Source organism: Pseudomonas sp. Pseusp49 (assembly GCF_059491875.1).
Window position 1 is genome coordinate 5721576 of sequence record NZ_CP168514.1, and the last position, 20322, is coordinate 5741897.

General features: G+C 59.5%; 21 protein-coding genes and 1 other RNA gene. 5 read left to right on the plus strand and 17 right to left on the minus strand.

Annotation, left to right across the window (positions count from 1 at the left end):
* Position 1: 1 nt before the first annotated feature.
* The 9 genes from mraY to rsmI all read right to left on the minus strand — a co-directional run bounded on the left by mraY (position 2) and on the right by rsmI (position 9026).
* Complete coding sequence (gene mraY / locus ACEN83_RS25385) at positions 2-1084, minus strand: phospho-N-acetylmuramoyl-pentapeptide-transferase (protein ID WP_008016698.1); 1083 nt, start codon at positions 1082-1084, stop codon at positions 2-4.
* A complete protein-coding gene (locus ACEN83_RS25390; protein ID WP_495578747.1) occupies positions 1084-2451 on the minus strand; it encodes a UDP-N-acetylmuramoyl-tripeptide--D-alanyl-D-alanine ligase in 1368 nt (455 codons plus the stop codon). Before ACEN83_RS25390 ends, mraY begins: the two co-directional genes overlap by 1 nt.
* A complete protein-coding gene (locus ACEN83_RS25395) occupies positions 2444-3907 on the minus strand; it encodes a UDP-N-acetylmuramoyl-L-alanyl-D-glutamate--2,6-diaminopimelate ligase (RefSeq protein ID WP_495578748.1) in 1464 nt (487 codons plus the stop codon). Before ACEN83_RS25395 ends, ACEN83_RS25390 begins: the two co-directional genes overlap by 8 nt.
* On the minus strand, positions 3907-5646 hold the full coding sequence (locus ACEN83_RS25400; protein WP_177323526.1) for a peptidoglycan D,D-transpeptidase FtsI family protein: 1740 nt from the start codon (positions 5644-5646) through the stop codon (positions 3907-3909). The genes ACEN83_RS25395 and ACEN83_RS25400 overlap by 1 nt, the downstream gene beginning before the upstream one ends.
* Positions 5646-5939, minus strand: a complete 294-nt coding sequence (ftsL, locus tag ACEN83_RS25405; RefSeq protein ID WP_007998257.1) for a cell division protein FtsL — start codon at positions 5937-5939, stop codon at positions 5646-5648. The genes ACEN83_RS25400 and ftsL overlap by 1 nt, the downstream gene beginning before the upstream one ends.
* Entirely contained in the window at positions 5936-6883 is a 948-nt protein-coding gene (gene rsmH / locus ACEN83_RS25410; protein ID WP_007972589.1) for a 16S rRNA (cytosine(1402)-N(4))-methyltransferase RsmH, read from the minus strand. The genes ftsL and rsmH overlap by 4 nt, the downstream gene beginning before the upstream one ends.
* On the minus strand, positions 6880-7335 hold the full coding sequence (gene mraZ, locus ACEN83_RS25415) for a division/cell wall cluster transcriptional repressor MraZ (RefSeq protein ID WP_007917012.1): 456 nt from the start codon (positions 7333-7335) through the stop codon (positions 6880-6882). Before mraZ ends, rsmH begins: the two co-directional genes overlap by 4 nt.
* A 356-nt stretch (positions 7336-7691) precedes the next feature.
* Positions 7692-8045, minus strand: an RNA gene (gene rnpB, locus ACEN83_RS25420) — RNase P RNA component class A.
* Positions 8046-8120: 75 nt separating this feature from the next.
* A complete protein-coding gene (gene rsmI / locus ACEN83_RS25425) occupies positions 8121-9026 on the minus strand; it encodes a 16S rRNA (cytidine(1402)-2'-O)-methyltransferase (RefSeq protein ID WP_495578749.1) in 906 nt (301 codons plus the stop codon).
* Positions 9027-9203: 177 nt separating this feature from the next.
* Between rsmI and ACEN83_RS25430 the strand changes: the two genes are divergently transcribed.
* From ACEN83_RS25430 to ACEN83_RS25445, 4 genes are all read left to right on the plus strand, one after another.
* On the plus strand, positions 9204-11015 hold the full coding sequence (locus ACEN83_RS25430; RefSeq protein WP_495578750.1) for a penicillin-binding protein activator: 1812 nt from the start codon (positions 9204-9206) through the stop codon (positions 11013-11015).
* Positions 11015-11377 carry a YraN family protein gene (locus ACEN83_RS25435; protein ID WP_007972585.1) on the plus strand — a complete coding sequence of 121 codons (363 nt, stop codon included), beginning with the start codon at positions 11015-11017 and terminating at the stop codon, positions 11375-11377. The genes ACEN83_RS25430 and ACEN83_RS25435 overlap by 1 nt, the downstream gene beginning before the upstream one ends.
* Before the next feature lie 104 nt (positions 11378-11481).
* On the plus strand, positions 11482-12075 hold the full coding sequence (locus ACEN83_RS25440) for a phosphoheptose isomerase (RefSeq protein WP_007972584.1): 594 nt from the start codon (positions 11482-11484) through the stop codon (positions 12073-12075).
* Positions 12072-12650 (plus strand): BON domain-containing protein, encoded by a 579-nt coding sequence (locus ACEN83_RS25445; RefSeq protein WP_007972583.1) that lies wholly within the window; start codon positions 12072-12074, stop codon positions 12648-12650. Before ACEN83_RS25440 ends, ACEN83_RS25445 begins: the two co-directional genes overlap by 4 nt.
* Positions 12651-12801: 151 nt before the next feature.
* On the opposite strand, the gene ACEN83_RS25450 is transcribed toward ACEN83_RS25445, so the two are convergent.
* The 7 genes from ACEN83_RS25450 to rplM form a co-directional block, all read right to left on the minus strand.
* Entirely contained in the window at positions 12802-13215 is a 414-nt protein-coding gene (locus ACEN83_RS25450; protein WP_007972582.1) for a ClpXP protease specificity-enhancing factor, read from the minus strand.
* Positions 13216-13231: 16 nt separating this feature from the next.
* The gene (locus ACEN83_RS25455) at positions 13232-13849 is read right to left on the minus strand and encodes a glutathione S-transferase N-terminal domain-containing protein (protein ID WP_007972581.1); all 618 of its coding nucleotides are present in this window, start codon (positions 13847-13849) and stop codon (positions 13232-13234) included.
* A 149-nt stretch (positions 13850-13998) separates the two neighbouring features.
* On the minus strand, positions 13999-14781 hold the full coding sequence (locus ACEN83_RS25460; protein ID WP_495578751.1) for a cytochrome c1: 783 nt from the start codon (positions 14779-14781) through the stop codon (positions 13999-14001).
* Positions 14781-15992, minus strand: coding sequence for a cytochrome b (locus tag ACEN83_RS25465; RefSeq protein ID WP_007972577.1), 1212 nt, complete (start codon positions 15990-15992; stop codon positions 14781-14783). Before ACEN83_RS25465 ends, ACEN83_RS25460 begins: the two co-directional genes overlap by 1 nt.
* Positions 15992-16585: a ubiquinol-cytochrome c reductase iron-sulfur subunit gene (petA, locus tag ACEN83_RS25470; protein WP_007972576.1), complete on the minus strand. Its 594-nt coding sequence runs from the start codon at positions 16583-16585 to the stop codon at positions 15992-15994. The genes ACEN83_RS25465 and petA overlap by 1 nt, the downstream gene beginning before the upstream one ends.
* A 268-nt stretch (positions 16586-16853) precedes the next feature.
* The gene (gene rpsI, locus ACEN83_RS25475; protein WP_003228056.1) at positions 16854-17246 is read right to left on the minus strand and encodes a 30S ribosomal protein S9; all 393 of its coding nucleotides are present in this window, start codon (positions 17244-17246) and stop codon (positions 16854-16856) included.
* A 14-nt stretch (positions 17247-17260) separates the two neighbouring features.
* Entirely contained in the window at positions 17261-17689 is a 429-nt protein-coding gene (gene rplM, locus ACEN83_RS25480) for a 50S ribosomal protein L13 (protein ID WP_003228062.1), read from the minus strand.
* A gap of 246 nt (positions 17690-17935) precedes the next feature.
* Here rplM and ACEN83_RS25485 point away from each other — a divergent pair, with 246 nt between their 5' ends.
* Positions 17936-18976, plus strand: coding sequence for an NADP(H)-dependent aldo-keto reductase (locus tag ACEN83_RS25485; protein WP_258682594.1), 1041 nt, complete (start codon positions 17936-17938; stop codon positions 18974-18976).
* A 99-nt stretch (positions 18977-19075) separates the two neighbouring features.
* Here the strand turns inward: ACEN83_RS25485 and ACEN83_RS25490 are convergent, their stop codons facing one another.
* Positions 19076-20212, minus strand: coding sequence for an acyl-CoA dehydrogenase family protein (locus ACEN83_RS25490; RefSeq protein WP_007972572.1), 1137 nt, complete (start codon positions 20210-20212; stop codon positions 19076-19078).
* Positions 20213-20322 lie beyond the last annotated feature (110 nt).

The window sequence follows — 20322 nt, forward strand, 5'->3', positions numbered from 1 at the left end:
TCTACCTCAGCTTCAGGGTGGCAAGGCCGATCAGCACGAGAATCACGGTGATGATCCAGAAACGGACAATCACACGTGGCTCGGGCCAACCCTTGAGTTCAAAGTGGTGGTGAATCGGCGCCATGCGGAATACGCGGCGACCGGTCAGTTTAAAAGAGGCGACCTGAATGACCACTGACAGGGTTTCCATCACGAACACGCCGCCCATGATGAACAGGACGATTTCCTGACGGACGATCACCGCGATGGTGCCCAGGGCCGCGCCCAGCGCCAGTGCGCCGACGTCGCCCATGAAGACTTGTGCCGGATAAGTGTTGAACCAGAGGAAGCCCAGGCCGGCTCCGATCAGTGCGCCACAGAACACGATCAGTTCGCCCGCGCCCGGTACATAAGGAATCAGCAAGTATTCGGCGAATTTCACGTTACCCGACAGGTAGCAGAAAATGCCCAGGCCACCGCCCACCATCACCGTCGGCATGATCGCCAGGCCGTCGAGGCCGTCTGTCAGGTTGACCGCGTTGCTCGAACCGACGATCACGAAATAGGTCAGGACGATGAAGCCTGCGCCCAGCGGAATGCTGTAGTCCTTGAGCATCGGCAGGATCAGCGTGGTTTCCACCGGCGTGGCGGCAGTCATATAAAGGAAGATCGCCGCGCCCAGGCCGAACACCGACTGCCAGAAGTATTTCCAGCGGCTCGGCAAGCCACGGGAGTTTTTCTCGATCACCTTGCGGTAGTCGTCGACCCAGCCGATGGCGCCGAACAGCAAGGTCACCAGCAGTACGACCCAGACGTAACGGTTGGTCAGGTCAGCCCAAAGCAGGGTACTGACACCGATGGACGACAGGATCAGCGCGCCGCCCATGGTCGGTGTACCCGACTTGGACAGGTGCGACTGCGGGCCGTCATTGCGAACGGATTGACCGATCTGACGGTTCTGCAAAGTGCGGATCATCCACGGGCCATAGCACAGCGACAAGACCAGCGCGGTCAGTACACCGAGAATCCCGCGCAGGGTCAGGTACTGGAAGACCGCGAAGCCTTTGTAGAACTGTTGCAGATACTCCGCTAGCAGCAGCAGCATTAATGTTTCTCCAGACTGGACCCGCACAAGGCGGCGACGACGTTTTCCATCGCAGCGCTGCGCGACCCCTTGATCAAAATGGTGGTGTTTGTGTCTTGCTCGGCGCGCAGGGCGTTGATCAGTTCAGCCTGCGTGCTGAAGTGAAAAGCCTCTGGACCGAATGCGTTCACGGCGTGAGCCATCATTGGCCCGACGGCGTACAGCGCAGAAACCTTGCCACGGGCGTACTCGCCCACGTCGCGGTGCCCCTGCTCCGCCCATTCGCCCAACTCGCCGATATCCCCGAGCACCAGGACGGTGCGACCGGAAAAGCCGGCCAGTATATCAACGGCAGCGCACATGGAGGTGGGGTTGGCGTTGTAAGTGTCATCGATCACGCGCATGCCATTGCTGGCCAATTGCGCGACGGTGCGACCCTTGACCGGTTGCACCGCGCCAAGGCCGGTGGCAATACCGAACAGCGACACACCCAGGGCATGGGCGGCAGCGGCGGCGGCCATGGCATTGGCGACGTTATGGGTGCCGAGCAGGTTCAGTTGAACGCGCTCTACACCTTCAGGGCTGTGCAGATTGAACGCCGGACAGCCACGGGCATCGGTGGTCAGGTCACTGGCGTAGAAATCGGCACTGGTGTTGCTCAATGCAAACGTCAGCACTTTGCGAGCACCGGCACGCGTCTTCCAGATACCGAATGCCTTGTCGTCGAGATTGAGCACTGCGACGCCATCGGCCTCCAGCCCTTCGATGATCTCGCCTTTGGCTTCGACGATTTTTTCCGGGCCACCGAACTCGCCTACATGGGCGGTCCCGGCATTGTTGAGAATGGCCACGTGCGGCTTGGTCAGGCCAACGGTGTAGGCAATTTCACCGAGGCGCGATGCACCGAGCTCGATCACTGCCGCCGTATGCTCCGGCGCCAGTTCGAGCAAGGTCAGCGGCACACCGAGATCGTTGTTCAGGTTGCCACGGGTCGCCAGTACCGGGCCACGGGTGCGCAGGATGCTCGCCAGCATTTCCTTGACCGTGGTCTTGCCGCTCGAGCCGGTGACAGCCGCGACCGGATGGGTGTAGGCGGCGCGATTGAGCGCACCCAACTGCCCGAGGGCCTGGCGAGTATCGCTGACCAGTAACTGCGGGAGCGTGCTGTCGGCGACTTCGCGCTCGACCAACGCGGCCACGGCACCCTTGGCAGCGACTTCATTCAGATAATCATGACCATCGAAGCGCGGACCGGTCAGGGCAATAAACAGCTGACCCGGCTTGATGGCGCGGCTGTCGATGCTGACGCCGTCGAAACCGGCATCGGTCGACACCAGGCGAGCATTCAGCGCACCGGTCAGTTCGCTCAGTTGCAAGGCCTTAAGCATGGGCCACCTCCCATGCGGTCAGGGCATGATCGGCCTCGACCAGATCGGAAAAGGCATGACGCTCGCCATTGATTTCCTGATAGTCCTCGTGACCTTTACCGGCCAGGACAATCACGTCATCCACCGAAGCACTGGCGATCAGACGGGCAATCGCCTGACCGCGACCGGCAACGAACTCCACTTTATCCACAGCCGTGAAACCGGCGCGGATATCATCGAAAATCACCGATGGATCTTCAGTGCGCGGGTTGTCGTCGGTCACCAGTACGCCATCGGCCAGGCGCTCGACCACTTCGGCCATCAACGGACGCTTGCCGCGGTCGCGGTCACCGCCACAGCCGAACAGGCAGAGCAATCGGCCCCTGGCGTGTGGACGCAGGGCCGTCAGGACTTTTTCCAGGGCATCCGGGGTGTGGGCGTAATCGACCACCACCAACGGTTGAGTGCCGCCACCGAGGCGCTGCATGCGACCGGCCGGGCCTTCGAGTTTCGGCAGCACCTTGAGAATTTCGTCCAGTGCGTAATCCAGGCCAAGCAAGGCGCCAACCGCGGCGAGCACGTTGCTCAGGTTGAAACGGCCGAGCAAGGTACTGCGCAGATGGTGTTCACCCTGCGGCGTGACCAGCGTGGCGCGCACGCCTTCGTCGTCGAACTGCGCTTCACGGCAATAGAGGTAGGCACTGCTGTCGAGCAGGCTGTAGGTGATCAACCGCGATTCACGTTTTTCAGCAGCCAGTTGCCGCCCGAAGTCGTCGTCGAGGTTAACCACCCGGCATTTCAGATCGTTCCAGGCGAACAGCCTGGCCTTGGCTTCGCCGTAGGCCTGCATGGTGCCGTGGTAATCCAGGTGATCGCGAGACAGGTTGGTCATCACCGCCACGTCGAAGGCCAGTGCCGTCACGCGGCCCTGGTCCAGACCATGGGAAGAAACCTCCATCGCCACGGCTTTGGCACCGGCCTTTTTCAGGTCGCCCAGCGTTGCCTGCATGGCAATCGGGTTCGGCGTGGTGTGCAGGCCGCTTTCCAATGCACCGTAGAAACCGCAACCGAGGGTGCCGACGATGCCGCAGTGCTGGCCAAGCAGATCCAGCGCCTGGGCAACCAGTTGAGTGACACTGGTCTTGCCGTTGGTGCCGGTCACGCCGATCAGGTTCAGATGATGGCTTGGCTCGCCATAAAAACGTCCGGCAATGTCCGACAGCTGAGCGGCCAGCCCTTTGACCGGAATCAATGGAACCTCGGTGATGGGCAGCACAGTGGCGCCTTCCACTTCATAGGCCACTGCCGCCGCGCCGCGTTGCAAGGCGTCGGCAATGTGCGCACGCCCATCGAACCTCCCGCCCGGCACGGCGAGGAACAGATCACCCGCGCGCACGTTGCGGCTGTCCAGGGCGAGCTCGCGAATCAGTAGATCGTGGCCGGCGTGAGGGAAAATCTTGTTCAGGCTCAGAGACATCAGCCGCGCCCTCCATTGGCTTTCAGCGGAACGACCGGTGTTGCGTTCGCTTGTTGAGTAGGTGGCAGGTTGTCCGGGGTGATGTTCATCAGGCGCAGGGTGCCCGACATCACGCGGCTGAACACCGGCGCGGATACCAGGCCGCCGAAGTAACCGGCCTTGGTCGGTTCATCGATGACGACCACTATGGCGTAGCGTGGATCGCTCATCGGGCCGAAACCGGCGAACAGCGAACGGTAGGAATTCTCGGCGTAACCCTTGGTGCCGACCGAGGTTTTACGCGCAGTACCCGACTTGCCGCCCACGTGATACGCCGGCACCTGCGCGCGGAACACACCGCGCGGGGCCTCGATCACTTGCTGCAGCATGCCTTGCATGGTTTTCGCCACGGCCTCCGGCAGCACCTGGGTGGTTTGCGGTGCCTTGTCGGTCTTGATCAGGGTCAGCGGCGCGAGGCGGCCGTTGTTGGCCAGGGCCGAAAAGGCGTGAACCAACTGGATCGCGGTCACGGAAATACCGTAGCCATAGGACAGCGTGGCGGTTTCCGCCTTGCGCCACTCGCGGTAGTTCGGCAGGTTGCCGACGCGCTCACCCGGGAAGCCCAGGCCGGTGTCCTGGCCGAGGCCGACTTTCTGCGCCAGACGGAAAATGGTTTCGCCGCCGATATCGAACGCGACCTTGCTCATGCCGACGTTACTGGAGTTGATCAGGATGCCGGTCAGGTCGAGCACCGGGCCTTCGGTCTTGGAGACGTCCTTGATGGTGTACTTGCCAATCTGCAAGGAGCCCGGATACACCTCGACGGTGTCGCTCGGTTTCCAGCGACCGGTTTCGATGGCGGCGCTCATCGAGATCGCTTTCATGGTCGAACCCGGCTCGAACACGTCGATCATCGCGCGGTTACGCATCATCGCCGGTTGCAGGTTGCGACGGTTGTTCGGGTTGTAAGTTGGCTGGTTGACCATCGCGAGAATCTCGCCGGTCTTCACATCCATGATCACCAGGCTGCCGGCCTTGGCGCCGTTCTCGATGATCGCGTTGCGCAATTCGCGGTTGGCCAGGTATTGCAGGCGCAGGTCAATGGACAACGCCAAGGGCTTGCCGGCCTTGGCGTTTTTGGTGACCTGGACATCCTTGATCAGCCGGCCGCGCCGGTCCTTGATCACCTGACGCTTGCCGGGAACCCCGGCCAGCCATTCGTCGTAGGCCAGTTCGACGCCTTCACGACCGTGATCGTCGATATCGGTAAACCCGACCATATGGGCGGTGACTTCGCCGGCAGGATAAAAGCGCCGGAACTCTTCGATGCCATAAACACCCGGCACTTTCAGATCGAGCACAGCCTGGCCCTGCTCCGGGGTCAGCCCGCGCACCAGATAAATGAATTCTTTGTTGGCCTGGGCTTCGAGTCGCTCGGCCAGGGCTTTCGGGTCCTGCCCCAAGGCAGCCGCCAGCGCCGGCCACTTTTCTTTGGCCGTTTGCATTTCCTTGGCATTGGCCCAAAGGGTGGTGACCGGAGTACTCACGGCCAAAGGCTCGCCGTTACGGTCGGTGATCAGGCCACGGTGAGCCGGAATCGGAATATGACGAACACTGCGGGCATCGCCCTGACCTTTAAGGAAGGCACGGTCGACCACTTGCAAATCGATGATGCGCCAGGCAATCGCAGCCACCATGATGCCGAGCAAACCCAGCACCACGCGGAACCGCCAAGGAAAGAGTGCACCTTCGAGTTTCATCATGGCGCCACCATCTTCACGTCAGCGGCACCGGGGATGTGCATTTTCAATTGTTCGGTGGCCAGCACTTCGATGCGGCTGTGGGCGGTCCAGGTGCTCTGCTCCAGAATCAACCGCCCCCACTCCGCCTGCGCCTTGTCGCGCACGCTCAATTCGTTGTACAGCGAATTCAATAGCTGACGGTTCCAGTGCGCGCTGTAGGACACGCCGATGGCCGAAACGAGCACGCCGACAAACAGCAGCAGCATGAAAAAGCTTCCGCCGGGCAATGGCTTGGCGAAAAGCTTGCTCACCGCAGCTTCTCCGCCACACGCATGACGGCGCTTCGCGAACGTGGGTTGGCCTTGAGTTCGGCGTCGGAGGCCGTCTGCGCTTTGCCATGGACTTTGATTTTCGGTTCGAAGGCGACATGCCGAACCGGCAGGTTGCGCGGCAGGTTGTCGGCTTCGCCTTTCACCAGTTTGCGCATGAACAGTTTGACGATACGGTCTTCCAGCGAGTGGAAGCTGATCACCACCAGGCGACCGCCCACTTCCAGGCACTCCAGCGCGGCTTCGAGGCCGGTTTCCAGATCACCCAGTTCGTTGTTGACGTGAATGCGCAGGCCCTGGAACGCGCGGGTTGCGGGGTTCTTGCCCTTTTCCCATGCCGGGTTGGCGACCTTCAGGACTTCTGCCAGGTCACCGGTGCGCTCGAATGGCTTGATGTCGCGGCGCTCGGCCACGGCACGGGCCATGCGGCCGGAGAAACGCTCTTCACCGTATTCCTTGAACACCCGGGCGATTTCTTCCACGGGCGCGGTATTGACGAATTCGGCGGCGCTGATGCCACGGGACGGATCCATGCGCATGTCCAGCGGGCCGTCGTTGAGGAAGCTGAAACCGCGCTCAGGGTCGTCGAGCTGTGGCGAAGACACGCCCAGATCCAGCAGAACGCCGCTGACCTTGCCGGCCAGACCGCGCTCGGCGACTTCCGAACCGAGCTCGGCAAAGCTGCGCTGCACAACGACAAAGCGGCCGTCTTCGGCCGCTAGCGTCTGCCCGGTGGCAATCGCTTGTGGATCCTTGTCGAATCCGAGCAGGCGACCATCGGGACCGAGCTGGCTGAGGATCAACCGGCTGTGCCCGCCGCGCCCGAACGTACCGTCCAGATAGCAGCCATCAGGACGTACGGCGAGAGCCTCGACGGCTTCGTCAAGCAGTACGGTGATGTGGTTAAAGCCGCTATCAATAGTCACAGGATCAAATCACGCAGTTCATCAGGCATCGCGCCCGGTTGTTGAATAGCAGCCAGGTCAGCGGCAGAAACCGCGTTCCAGGCATCCTCGTCCCACAATTGGAACTTGTTCAGTTGGCCTACCAACATCGCGCGCTTATCCAACTTGGCATATTCACGAAGACGAGGCGGAACCAGAAAACGACCACTGCCATCGAGCTCGAGATCGACGGCATTACCAATCAGTAAACGTTGCAGGCGGCGGTTCTCTTCGCGAAGCGAAGGCAGTGCGCGCAGTTTGGTTTCAATAATTTCCCACTCATCGAGGGGGTAAACACACAAACAAGGATCAACGGCATCAATTGTTACGATCAATTGACCGGAACTACGCGAATCGAGCTCGTCACGGTACCGGCTCGGCATGGCGAGACGGCCCTTTGCATCGAGACTGATAGCGTTGGCTCCGCGAAACACGTCAGCGTTTCTCCAAATTCTAGCGTTTTGAGCTCAAAAAACCCACTTCATGCCACTTTCCGCCACTTGCGCACACTATAGGAATGCGCCCACCACACCGTCAAGGCGCGGATTAAAGGAAAACCCTTACAGAACTGAGATTTAGGAGCATTAACGGAGGGGCAACGAGAATCCGGCACATGAAACTGCCCGATAACTTGAATCAGCACAGGAGGCTGCGTTCGGAAGTTAATGTAATTTATTAAGAGTAAGATTTTTTTGGTATTACAAAAGAGGTTCTGCGGATGAATGTGTAAGGAGGGAAACTGCTATCACCGTACCCCTTGCTCAATGATTTAAGCAGAGGGGAGAAAAAGGTGGAGAGTCGATCTGTAAGCCGGGTTCTGTCTTGAACAGTCATTCGTCTACGATGGCCATCACTGGACATCTTTAGCAACCTACCCGGTCCCAGCGCGGGCCACGCCTTGGGACCCTATTTGGTCTTGCTCCAAGTGGGGTTTACCTAGCCACGAACTGTTGCCAGACGTGCGGTGCGCTCTTACCGCACCTTTTCACCCTTACCGGCGCCGAAGCGCTTAGGCGGTTATTTTCTGTGGCACTTTCCGTAGGCTCACGCCTCCCAGGCATTACCTGGCACTTCGCCCTATGGAGCCCGGACTTTCCTCCCCCCCCTAATTTTCATAGAGGGCAGCGACTGTCCGATCGACTCTCCGCCGCGAAGGTTACCGGCAGAGCGCCCGAAGAACAAGCGTTAAGCGCCGGTGCGCACTTCTGCGCGTCGGGTTTTACTCGCCCTTCTGCTTATCCAGCGCGATCTGATACAGCACATTCTTTCGTTCGCCAGTGATTTGCGCTGCCAACGCCGCCGCACGCTTGAGCGGCATTTCTTCGAGCAACAGATTGAGGATGCGCATCGCCTCGCTGCTGACAGCGCCCTCCTCCTCGGGGGCAGACCAGCCCGCCACCAGCACGACGCACTCGCCGCGCTGTTGATTGCTGTCCGACTCGACGAACTCGCGCAGCTCGGCCAGAGGCAGCCCCTTGAGGGTTTCAAAGGTCTTGGTCAGCTCACGGGCAAGCAGTGCCAGGCGCTCGGGGCCGAACACCAGCTCCATGTCTTGCAGGCATTCGAGGATGCGATGCGGGGCCTCATAGAAGATCAATGTTCGAGGCTCTTCCTTTACCTGCTCGAGGCGCGCTCGCCGCCCCACTGCCTTGGCCGGCAAAAACCCCTCGAAAATGAAACGATCGGATGGCAACCCCGCCGCCGACAACGCCGCAATCAAGGCGCAGGCACCCGGAACCGGCACCACATTGATGCCTGCCGCGCGAGCCTGTCGCACCAGGTGATAACCCGGATCGGAAATCAGTGGCGTCCCGGCGTCAGAGATCAATGCCACGTTGTCACCGGCGAGCAGACGCGTGATAAAGCGACTACCTTCATCCCGCTCGTTGTGTTCATGACAGGCGGCCAATGGCGTCGAAATGCCGAAGTGTTGCATCAAGCGCTGGGAATGACGGGTGTCTTCCGCGGCGATCAAGGCCACCTCACGAAGAATCTTCAGCGCCCGCGCACTGATGTCATCCAGGTTGCCGATGGGCGTCGCCACCACATAAAGCGAGCCAGCAGCGGAATTCAAAGCACCTGGAGCAGTCAAAGCGCACACCTCATGATCGGTAAAAGTCGCCATTGTAGCGCGTAGCGAGACTCACGCTACGCGCATGCAATCGCGTCATCGGCAACCGTTTGTGCGCTGGCGCAACATTTACACCAGCTAAATTGATCGATTCACGCCAGTAACATCGCGCCCCGGCCAGTGCTTGGGTACAATTCCACGCTAATTTGATCGAGTATCAGGAACGCTTACATGATCGCTTGCCTGCGGCTGTTATCTGCCCTCTGCCTCGCTGCCTTGCTGGCGGCTTGCGCCAGCTCGCCCTCGTCCAGCCTTGGCGAACTTCCACGGACACCGGACGCCAGTATCGAGCAACTGCTTGAGAAGGCCGCCCAAAGCAAATCTGCGGAAGATGCCGCCCTTCTGCGTTTGAGCGCTGCCGACCTGGCCTATCGCCAGGGCAATGCCGGCCAGTCCGCGCAAATCCTGCAACAGGTCCCGGTCGAGCAGCTCAAGCCGGGCCCGCAGATTTTCGCCAACACCCTGGCGGCTGAACTGGCCATGACCCGCAATCAGCCCAAGGCGGCACTGACCGCCCTGAGCCACCCAAGCATGCAATACTTGAGCGAACTGCCCGTCGAGCAACAGGTCCGCACCGGCACTGTTCACGCCCGAGCCCTGGAAGCCGATGGCCAGACCCTCGCCGCCGCTCGCGAGCGCATCTTCATTGCCCCGATGCTTAAAGGTGAAGCCGCGAGCAAAAACCACGAAGCGATCTGGACCCTGATCGCCTCGCTGCCGACCGAGCAGTTGCAGCCGAGCTCCAACGACGATCTCGGCGGCTGGATGGCCCTGGCCCTGGCCGTGAAATCTGCCGGCACCCTGGAGCAGCAACAGGCCGCTATCGACAACTGGCGCACGCAGAACCCGAAACACCCGGCCGCCCTTCAATTGCCGCAGCCACTGACCCAACTCAAGGAGCTGGCCAGCCAACCCTTGAGCAAGATCGCCCTGCTGCTGCCTCAGGATGGCCAGTTGGCCTCGGTTGGCAAAGCATTGCGCGACGGTTTCATGGCTGCCCACTACCAGGCACAACAGGCCGGACAGAAACCACCCGCCATCGAGTTTTATGACAGCTCGCGCCTGACATCCATGGACGAGTTCTACCGCAAGGCCCAGGCCGATGGCGTGCAACTGGTCGTCGGCCCGCTGGAGAAGCCGCTGGTCAAACAGCTGAGCACTCGCCCGCAACTCCCGATCACCACCCTGGCGCTGAACTACAGCGAAGGCGATCAAGGCCCGGCGCAGTTGTTCCAGTTCGGCCTTGCCGCAGAAGACGAAGCCCGTGAAGTGTCGCGCCGCGCTCGCGCCGACGGCCTGCATCGCGCAGCCATCATGGTGCCGAAAGGCGAATGGGGCGATCGCGTGCTCAAGGCGTTCAGCCAGGATTGGCAAGCCAATGGCGGCACCATCGTCGCCACCGAGCGCGTCGACCAACCAGTCCAGTTGGCCCAGCAGATTGCCGACATGTTCCAGCTGCGCCAGAGCGAAGGTCGCGCCAAGAGCCTGCAAAGCACTGTTGGCTCGCAAGTAGCAGCCCAGCCGTCGCGTCGCCAGGACATCGAGTTCATCTTCCTCGCCGCAACACCGCAACAGGCCCAACAGATCAAACCGACCCTGAACTTCCAGTACGCAGGCGATGTACCGGTCTACGCCACCTCTCACGTGTTCAGCGCCAGCGGCGACGTCAACCAGTACAACGACATGAACGGCATTCGTTTCTGTGAAACACCCTGGCTGCTGGATGCCAACGATCCACTGCGCCGCCAGGTCACCGCCCAGTGGCCACAAGCCGCCGGTAGCCTGGGACGTCTGTACGCCATGGGCGTGGACGCCTATCGACTGGCGCCGCGCCTGGGTCAGCTGAAGTCCCTGCCGGACAGCCGCATCGACGGTGAGTCGGGCAGCCTCGGCATGACTCAGAGCCAGCGGGTCGTGCGCCAGTTGCCATGGGCCCAGTTCGCCAATGGCCAGATCCAGCGCCTGCCGGACACCGCCCGCTGATGCCTGACAGGTCACGCCGGCAAAGCGGTATGGATGCCGAGCGCCACGCGCTCGAGCATCTTCAACAACAGGGTCTGCGCCTGCTGGCGCAGAACTGGTTGTGCAAACGCGGCGAGCTTGATCTGGTCATGCTAGATGGCGATACAGTAGTATTCGTTGAAGTCCGCTACCGAAAAGACACTCAATGGGGTGGCGCGCTCGATAGCATCGATGAGCGCAAACGGCAAAAGCTGATTTTCGCCGCGCAATATTTTCTTCAGCGCGAGTCGCGCTGGGCCAATTCCCCTTGCCGCTTCGACGTGATTGCCATCGACAGCCACCTCGATCAGCTGAACTGGCTACAGAATGCCTTCGACGGCTGATCACCGGCATCACGAACCGGACACTATCACCCAACACTTTTGCTCTTTGCTTTGCGGGCTGCACATTCACGTGCCGAACAGCCGCGCTAATTAAGGTCACACAGATGGACATGCAATCCCGAATTCGCCAGCTTTTTCAGGCCAGTATCGACACCAAGCAACAGGCGATGGAAGTTCTTGCACCGCACATCGAGCAAGCCAGCCAGGTCATGGTCAACGCCCTGCTCAACGAAGGCAAAATGCTTTCCTGTGGCAACGGCGGCTCAGCCGGCGACGCCCAGCACTTTTCGTCCGAGCTGCTCAATCGCTTTGAGCGCGAGCGCCCGAGCCTGCCGGCCATTGCCTTGACGACCGACAGCTCGACGATCACCTCGATCGCCAACGACTACAGCTACAACGAAATCTTCTCCAAACAGATCCGCGCACTGGGCCAACCGGGCGATGTGTTGCTGGCTATCTCCACCAGCGGCAACTCGGCCAACATAATTCAAGCGATCCAGGCCGCACATGATCGCGAAATGATTGTCGTAGCATTGACGGGACGTGACGGCGGCGGCATGGCGTCGCTGCTGTTGCCCGAGGACGTGGAGATTCGCGTACCGGCCAACGTCACCGCTCGTATTCAAGAAGTCCACCTGCTGGCGATCCATTGCCTTTGCGACTTGATCGACAGCCAATTGTTCGGGAGTGAAGAATGACCCCTAATCGCCTTGGCCTACTGGCCTTGACTCTGTGCCTCGGCATCAGCGGTTGCACCTCGGTGGTGACCGCCAGCCGTGAAGCCCCCATTGAAGATGACCGCGGCACTCGCACACTGGGCAGCAAGATCGACGACTCCCTGATCGACACCAAGGTTGGCGTGAACATCGCCAAGGCCGATCCGGCCCTGGACAAGGACTCGCACATCGTCGTCACCAGCTACAACGGTGTCGTGCTGCTCGCCGGGCAAACGCCACGCGCAGACCTCAAGGCCAAGGCCGAACAGGCCGCCGCCGCGGTCCAGCGCGTGAAGCAGGTGCACAACGAGCTGCAAGTCATGGCCCCCTCCTCGCTGCTGGCGCGCCAGAATGACACCTGGCTGACCACCAAGATCAAGACCCAGATGCTCGCTGACGCGAACATCCCTGGCTCGCGCATCAAGGTCGTCACTGAAAACGGCATCGTCTACTTGCTGGGCCTGCTGACCAAACAGGAAGCTGCGCAGGCGACCAACCTGGTGCAAGGCGTTTCCGGCGTGCAGAAGATTGTGAAGCTGTTCGAGTACATCGACTGACCTGCACGCGGCGTAGGAGCTGCCGAAGGCTGCGATCTTTTGATCTTGATCTTCCAAAAAACAAGATCAAAAGATCGCAGCCTTCGGCAGCTCCTACGTTTGAAGGTGGTGAAGTAATAAAAAAGGCGATCCGGATGGATCGCCTTTTTTATTACTTCACCACCTTCAAACTGGGGCGACCGCTTGGACGCGGTGGCTCACTGTCTGGTGGCGGAAGGTCGTCATCCGGTTCGATGTCGTCGTCCTCGCCCATCGGCGATTCCAGATCAAACACCATGCCCTGGCCGTTCTCCCGGGCGTAGATACCCAGGATCGATGCGATAGGCACGTACAAGGTGTGCGGCACGCCACCGAAGCGCCCCTCGAAACTGACCGCCTCGTTGTCCATGTGCAAGTGGCGCACGGCTTGTGGCGATACGTTCAGGACGATCTGCCCGTCACTGGCAAAGCCTTGAGGCACCTGCACCGACGGATACTCGGAATTGACCAGCATATGCGGGGTGCAATCGTTGTCCACAATCCACTCATAGAGCGCGCGGACCAGATAAGGTCGACTGGAGTTCATAGCGGCTCCTTAAGCCTTAGCGCATGTCGCGTTCGACACCAGACAGACTCGCCTGGAAAGCCTCACGCGCAAACTGGCGCTCCATATAATCAAGCAGCGGCTTGGCCGGCCGCGGCAGTTCTATACCCAGAATCGGCAATCGCCAGAGTATTGGCAATAGGCAGCAGTCGACCAGGCTTTGTTCCTCACTGAGGAAAAACGGCTTGTCGGCAAACAGTGGCGACACACCCGTCAGGCTTTCGCGCAACTCTTTGCGAGCCACGGCACGGGCCGCCTCCTTGGTCCGCGAATCCAGAATCAGGTCCACCAGACCACACCAGTCTCGCTGAATGCGGTGTATCAGCAGGCGACTGTTGGCACGCGCCACGGGATAAACCGGCAGTAGCGGCGGGTGCGGGTAACGCTCATCCAGATATTCCATCACCACAGTCGACTCCCACAACGCCAGGTCGCGATCGACCAGGGTGGGCAAGCTGCCATAAGGGTTCACTTCAATCAGTTTAGGTGGCTGGCGTCCAGCTTCCACGTAAATGATCTCGGCGCTGACACCCTTCTCTGCCAGTACGATGCGCACTCGGTGGGAATAGTGGTCGGCGGGGTCGGAGTAACAGGCCAACCGATTGGTCACGCCCATGGCGATCCTCCTCGCTTGTAGAAATTATCGAAAGCGGAAAAACGAGCGCGCCCAGAGGGCGCCTCCCGTAACGACTGGATCACCAGTTCGCTACCTATTCAGAGGCGCCCTTGGGCGCGCGCGATTAACAGCAATAGCTTGAAGCTTTATCAGTGCACGTCTTTCCAGTATTCGCGCTTGAGCAGGTAAGCGAATACGAAGAAGAACGCCAGGTACAACAATACGTACGTACCGATGCGCTGATGTTGCAGCTTAACCGGGTTAGCCGAGTAAGCCAGGAAGGTTACCAGATTCTTGACCTTCTCATCGAACTGCTCTTCAGTCAGAGCACCGCTTTTCGGCACAATGGTCAACTGATCGCACGCTTCATGAGTCAACGGGTTGGTGGTCAGCGGATCATATTGCTTCTTGCCGCCTTCGACGGTCGGAACCTGTTTGCATCCCACGACCTGGCGACCTTGCAGGCCGGCCAGGACGTTAGGCATGCCCACGTTCGGGAAGACCTTGTTGTTCACACCCCATGGGCGCGCAGGATCTTCGTAGAACGACTTCAGGTAACTGTAGAGCCAGTCGGTGCCGCGAACACGGGCAACCAGGGTCAGGTCCGGAGGTGCGGCACCAAACCAGGCCTTGGCATCCGCAGGCTGCATGCCGATGCTCATATGGTCGCCGATCTTGGCACCCGTGAAGACCAGCTTCTCCAGCATCAACTCATGGGGAATGCCCAGGTCGTCGGCAACACGCTCATAGCGCTGGAACTTGGCACTGTGGCAACCCATGCAGTAGTTGGCGAACGTACGCGCGCCGTCCTGCATGGCTGCCTTGTCGGAAACGTCAATGTCGACTTTTTCCAGCTCAGGACCACCGTGTTCGGCTGCGAAAGCAAAAACCGGCAGCGCAGCAAGCATCAATACAGCAAATAGTTTTTTCATCAGCCAGTCACCCTTTCCGGAACCGGTTTGGTCTTCTCGAGCCTGGTGTAGAACGGCATCAGAATGAAGTAGGCGAAGTACAGGAAGGTACATACCTGCGACAGCAACGTACGCTCAGGGGTTGGGGCCAGAACACCCAGCACGCCCAGGATCACGAACGAGATGCAGAACACCCAGAGCCAGATCTTGCTCAGCCAGCCTTTGTAGCGCATCGACTTGACCGGGCTGCGGTCCAGCCACGGCAGGACGAACAGCACGGCAATGGCCGCGCCCATGGCGATGACACCAAAGAGCTTGTCCGGAACCGCACGCAAAATGGCGTAGAACGGGGTGAAGTACCAGACCGGAGCGATGTGCTCTGGGGTCTTGAAGGCGTTCGCCACTTCGAAGTTCGGCTTCTCGAGGAAGTAGCCACCCATTTCCGGGAAGAAGAACACGATCGAGCAGAAGATGAACAGGAACACCACCACGCCGACGATATCTTTCACGGTGTAGTACGGATGGAAGGCGATGCCATCCAGCGGTATGCCGTTTTCGTCCTTGTGCTTCTTGATGTCCACGCCGTCCGGGTTGTTCGAACCGACTTCGTGCAACGCCAGGATGTGCAACACCACCAGACCGAGGATGACGATCGGCAGGGCAACCACGTGCAAGGCGAAGAAGCGGTTCAGGGTAATGCCGGAAATCAGGTAGTCACCACGAATCCACTGGGTCAGGTCGTTGCCGATGACCGGGATCGCACCGAACAGCGAGATGATCACCTGGGCACCCCAGTAGGACATCTGGCCCCACGGCAGCAGGTAACCCATGAAGGCTTCGGCCATCAGCGCCAGGTAGATCAGCATGCCGAAGACCCACACCAGTTCGCGCGGCTTCTGGTACGAACCGTAGAGCAGGCCACGGAACATATGCAGATAGACCACGATGAAGAACGCCGAAGCGCCGGTGGAGTGCAGCAGACGCAGGATCGAGCCGTACTCGACGTCGCGCATGATGTACTCGACGGAAGCGAACGCTTCTTCCGCCGACGGGGTGTAGCTCATGGTCAGCCAGACACCGGTAACGATCTGGTTGACCAGAACGAGCAATGCCAGGGAGCCAAAGAAGTAGAAGAAGTTGAAGTTTTTCGGAGCGTAATACTTGCTGAGATGGTCTTCCCACATCTTGGTCGCAGGAAAGCGCGCATCAACCCAATCCATGAACTTGCTCATCACGCTTTCTCCGTATCGACGCCAATGACAATGATCTCATCGGTCTCATAGGAATGCGGGGGAACTGGCAGGTTCAAAGGCGCAGGTTGCGACTTGTAGACGCGGCCAGCCAGATCGTAATGGGAGCCGTGGCACGGGCAGAAATATCCACCTACCCATTTCGGACCAAGATCCGCAGGTGCCACTTCCGGACGGAAAGTAGGCGAACAACCCAAGTGCGTGCAAATGCCGATCAGCAGCAGAACCTCTGGCTTGATCGAACGTGTTTCCGGGTTGACATAGGCCGGTTGCGTCGATTGCTTGGAATCAGGATCGGCGAGATCGCCTTCGATCTTTTTCAGATTCCCCAGGATTTCCGGCGTACGGCGGACGATGAACACCGGCTGACCGCGCCACTCAGCAATCATCTGCTGACCTGGCTCGATTTTGCTGACATTCACTTTCACCGGTGCACCAGCGGCTTTCGCCTTGGCACTGGGAAACCATGACCCCACGAACGGGACCGCAGCCCCCACCGCTCCTGCAGCACCCACCACGGATGTGGCTGCTACCAAGAAGCGACGCCGGCCTGTATTCACGCCGTCATTGCTCATTCAGTCCTCTCCCATCAGCTTTGTGGCCTGTTAAATCAGGCATCTACTAAGTAAAACTATGTACTTATAAAAATTTTGCCGAATGGTAATGAAAAGCCCCAATTCTGACAAGGTAATTACCGGAGCCCACCACCCTCAAGCCTTGTAGTATAGGGCGTCTACGGATGTGGCAAGTTGTCACAGCGCAATTCTTTGATAAATCGCAGGCATAAAAAAACGCCCAGCTCCGTGAGGAAACTGGGCGTTCTTTTTTGAACGTGAAAGCGAATTAACGCTTCGAGTACTGCGGACGCTTACGCGCTTTACGCAGACCGACTTTCTTACGTTCAACTTCACGAGCATCGCGGGTTACGAAGCCGGCTTTACGCAGGGCGCTGCGCAGAGTCTCGTCGTAGTCCATCAGAGCGCGGGTGATGCCGTGGCGGATTGCGCCAGCTTGACCACTCACACCACCGCCGATCACGGTGACGTAGATGTCGAACTTCTCGACAGTCTCAGTCAATTCCAGCGGCTGACGAACTACCATGCGGGCAGTTTCGCGGCCGAAGAAATTATCCAGCGAACGGTTGTTGATGGAGATGTTACCAGTACCCGGACGCAGGAAAACGCGTGCGGTTGCGGTCTTGCGACGGCCAGTGCCGTAATTTTGAGTCGCCGACATAATGAACTATTCCGTTAAATCTTCAGTTCTTGGGGCTGCTGAGCAGTATGAGGGTGTGCAGCGCCCGCATAGACTTTCAGCTTACGGTACATGTCGCGACCCAGCGGGTTCTTAGGCAGCATGCCTTTGACCGCGGTCTCGATCACGCGCTCAGGGGCCTTGGCGATCAGCTTTTCAAAGTTGATCGACTTGATGCCGCCCGGGAAACCGGAGTGGGAGTAGTACATTTTGTCAGTGGTTTTAGCACCGGTAACACGGATCTGCTCAGCGTTGATTACGACGATGTAGTCGCCGGTGTCAACGTGAGGAGTGTACTCAGGCTTGTGCTTGCCACGCAGACGGCTCGCGATTTCGGTGGCCAGACGACCCAGGGTCTGACCAGCAGCGTCGACGACAAACCAGTCGCGCTTTACTGTTTCCGGTTTAGCAGTAAAAGTTTTCATTCTTTATAGCCTCAGGGGCCGCCCTGTAAATTAGACGGCGGATCTTACTGAATAGTGCGTACTTTGACAAGTCAAAGGCAGCCGGATACAGACGCTTTCGGGGGCTCGGGTCGGCGCGTCCGTTCAACGGCAAGATTCTTCGGCGGCGGCGCATCACTTCCACTGCAGAAAGAGGTGCGCAATTATGCAGATTGCGAAAAATAATTCAACCTGCTTTTATGATTGTTTTGCCCAAGGAGCACCCCGATGGACTATCGCCAGCTAGGCCGAACCAATCTGAACGTGAGTGCCCTCTGCCTCGGAACCATGACCTGGGGCGAGCAAAACAGCGAGGCAGACGCCTTCGCCCAGATTGAACGAGCCAAGAGCGCCGGGATCAACTTCATCGACACCGCCGAGATGTACCCGGTGCCGCCCAAGGCCGAAACCTACGCCACCACCGAACGCTACATCGGCAATTACTTCAAGAGCCGCGGCGATCGCACCGACTGGATCCTGGCCAGCAAGATCGCCGGCCCCGGCAATACCATCGATTACATCCGCGACAAGAACCTTCGGCACAATCGGCAGCACATCACCGAAGCCGTGGACGCCAGCCTCAAGCGCCTGCAAACCGACTACATCGACCTGTACCAGCTGCACTGGCCGGAGCGCAGCACCAACTTCTTCGGGCAACTGGGCTACAAGCACCAGACCGAAGCCAACCTGACCCCGCTGGAGGACACCCTTGAAGCGCTGGACGAACAGGTCCGCGCCGGCAAGATCCGCCACATCGGCCTGTCCAACGAGACGCCGTGGGGCACCATGCGCTTCCTGGCCCTGGCCGAAGCCCGGGGCTGGCCGCGCGCCGTATCGATCCAGAACCCGTACAACCTGCTCAATCGCAGCTTCGAAGTCGGCCTGGCGGAAATCGCCATCCGCGAGCAGTGCGGCCTGCTCGCCTATTCGCCGCTGGCGTTCGGTTTCCTGTCAGGCAAGTACGAAGGTGGCGCCCGTCCGCCAAAAGCTCGCCTGAGCCTCTACAGCCGCTTCAGCCGCTATTTCAACCCACAGTCGGAAGCAGCCTGCAGCCGGTACGTGGCCCTGGCTCGCGAACACGGCCTGGACCCGGCGCAAATGGCCCTGGCGTTCGTGACGCAGCAGCCGTTCGTGACCAGCAACATCATTGGCGCGACCACCATGGAGCAACTGGAGAGCAACATCGCCAGTTTTGACTTGAAGCTGTCGGAGGAAGTGCTGGAAGGGATCGAGGCGATTCACAAGGATCATCCGAATCCTGCGCCATAATTTAAAAAGATCGCAGCCTGCGGCAGCTCCTACAGGGTTTACGCCAATCCCATGTAGGAGCTGCCGCAGGCTGCGATCTTTTCAGCCATCAAAAATTAATCAAAGCGACCGCGCAATGATCTCCTTCATGATCTCGTTCGTCCCGGCATAGATCCGCTGCACGCGCGCATCCGCCCATGCCCGCGCGATCGGGTATTCCCACATGAACCCGTAGCCACCGTGCAACTGCACACACTCATCCAGCACCTTGCACTGCAGGTCGGTGCCCCAGTACTTGGCCATCGCCGCCGTCGGCACGTCGAGCTTGCCTTGCAGGTGCAGTTCCAGACAGCGGTCGACGAAGACACGGCCGATCTGGATTTCCGTGGCCATCTCCGCCAGTTTGAACCGGGTATTCTGGAAGTCTGCGATCGACTTGCCGAACGCCTTGCGCTCGCGGGTGTAGTCCAGCGTCCATTGCAGCGCCGCTTCGGCCGAAGCCAGCCCGCCAATGGCCACCGTGAGGCGCTCCTGAGGCAACTCCTGCATCAGGTAGGCAAAGCCCATCCCGGCCTGGCCCAGCAGGTTTTCCTTGGGCACACGCACGTCCTGGAAGAACAGCTCCGAGGTGTCCTGGGCTTTCATCCCGACCTTCTCCAGGCGCTTGCCCTTGTCGAAGCCCGGCGTATCGGCTTCCACCAGAAACAGGCTGGTGCCTTTCGCGCCGGCCTTCGGATCGGTCTTGGCCACGACGATCACCAGATCGGCCAGGTAGCCGTTGGTGATGAAGGTCTTGGAGCCGTTGATCACATACTCGTCGCCATCGAGCACGGCCGTGGTTTTCACGCCCTGCAGATCGGAACCGGCGCCCGGTTCGGTCATGGCGATCGCGGTCACCATCTCGCCGGACACCAGTTTCGGCAGGTACTTCTGCTTCAGCGCCTCACTGCCGTAATGCAGGATGTACGGCGCCACGATGTCCGAGTGCAGGGAGAAACCGATGCCGGTCAGGCCAAGCCGCCCCACTTCTTCGATCACCACCGCGCTGTAGAGAAAGTCCGCCCCCAGGCCGCCGTACTCTTCCGGCAGGTGGGAGCAGAGCATCCCCGCCTCCCCTGCCTTGTTCCACAGCTTGCGGTCGATATAGCCTTGTTTTTCCCATTGCCCATGGAAGGGCACCGCCTCCTTTTCGAGAAACGTCCGCACGCTGTCGCGGAAAAGCTCGTGCTCGGAACTGAACAAGGTTCTGGGGATCATGCGGCACCTTTTCTTTGTTTTTAGAAGGAGTTGACCTTCAGAGACTATGCCTCGCTTCCGATACAGGACACTGGACACATCCGACAAAAAATAAGACGATCCAGCCGTCT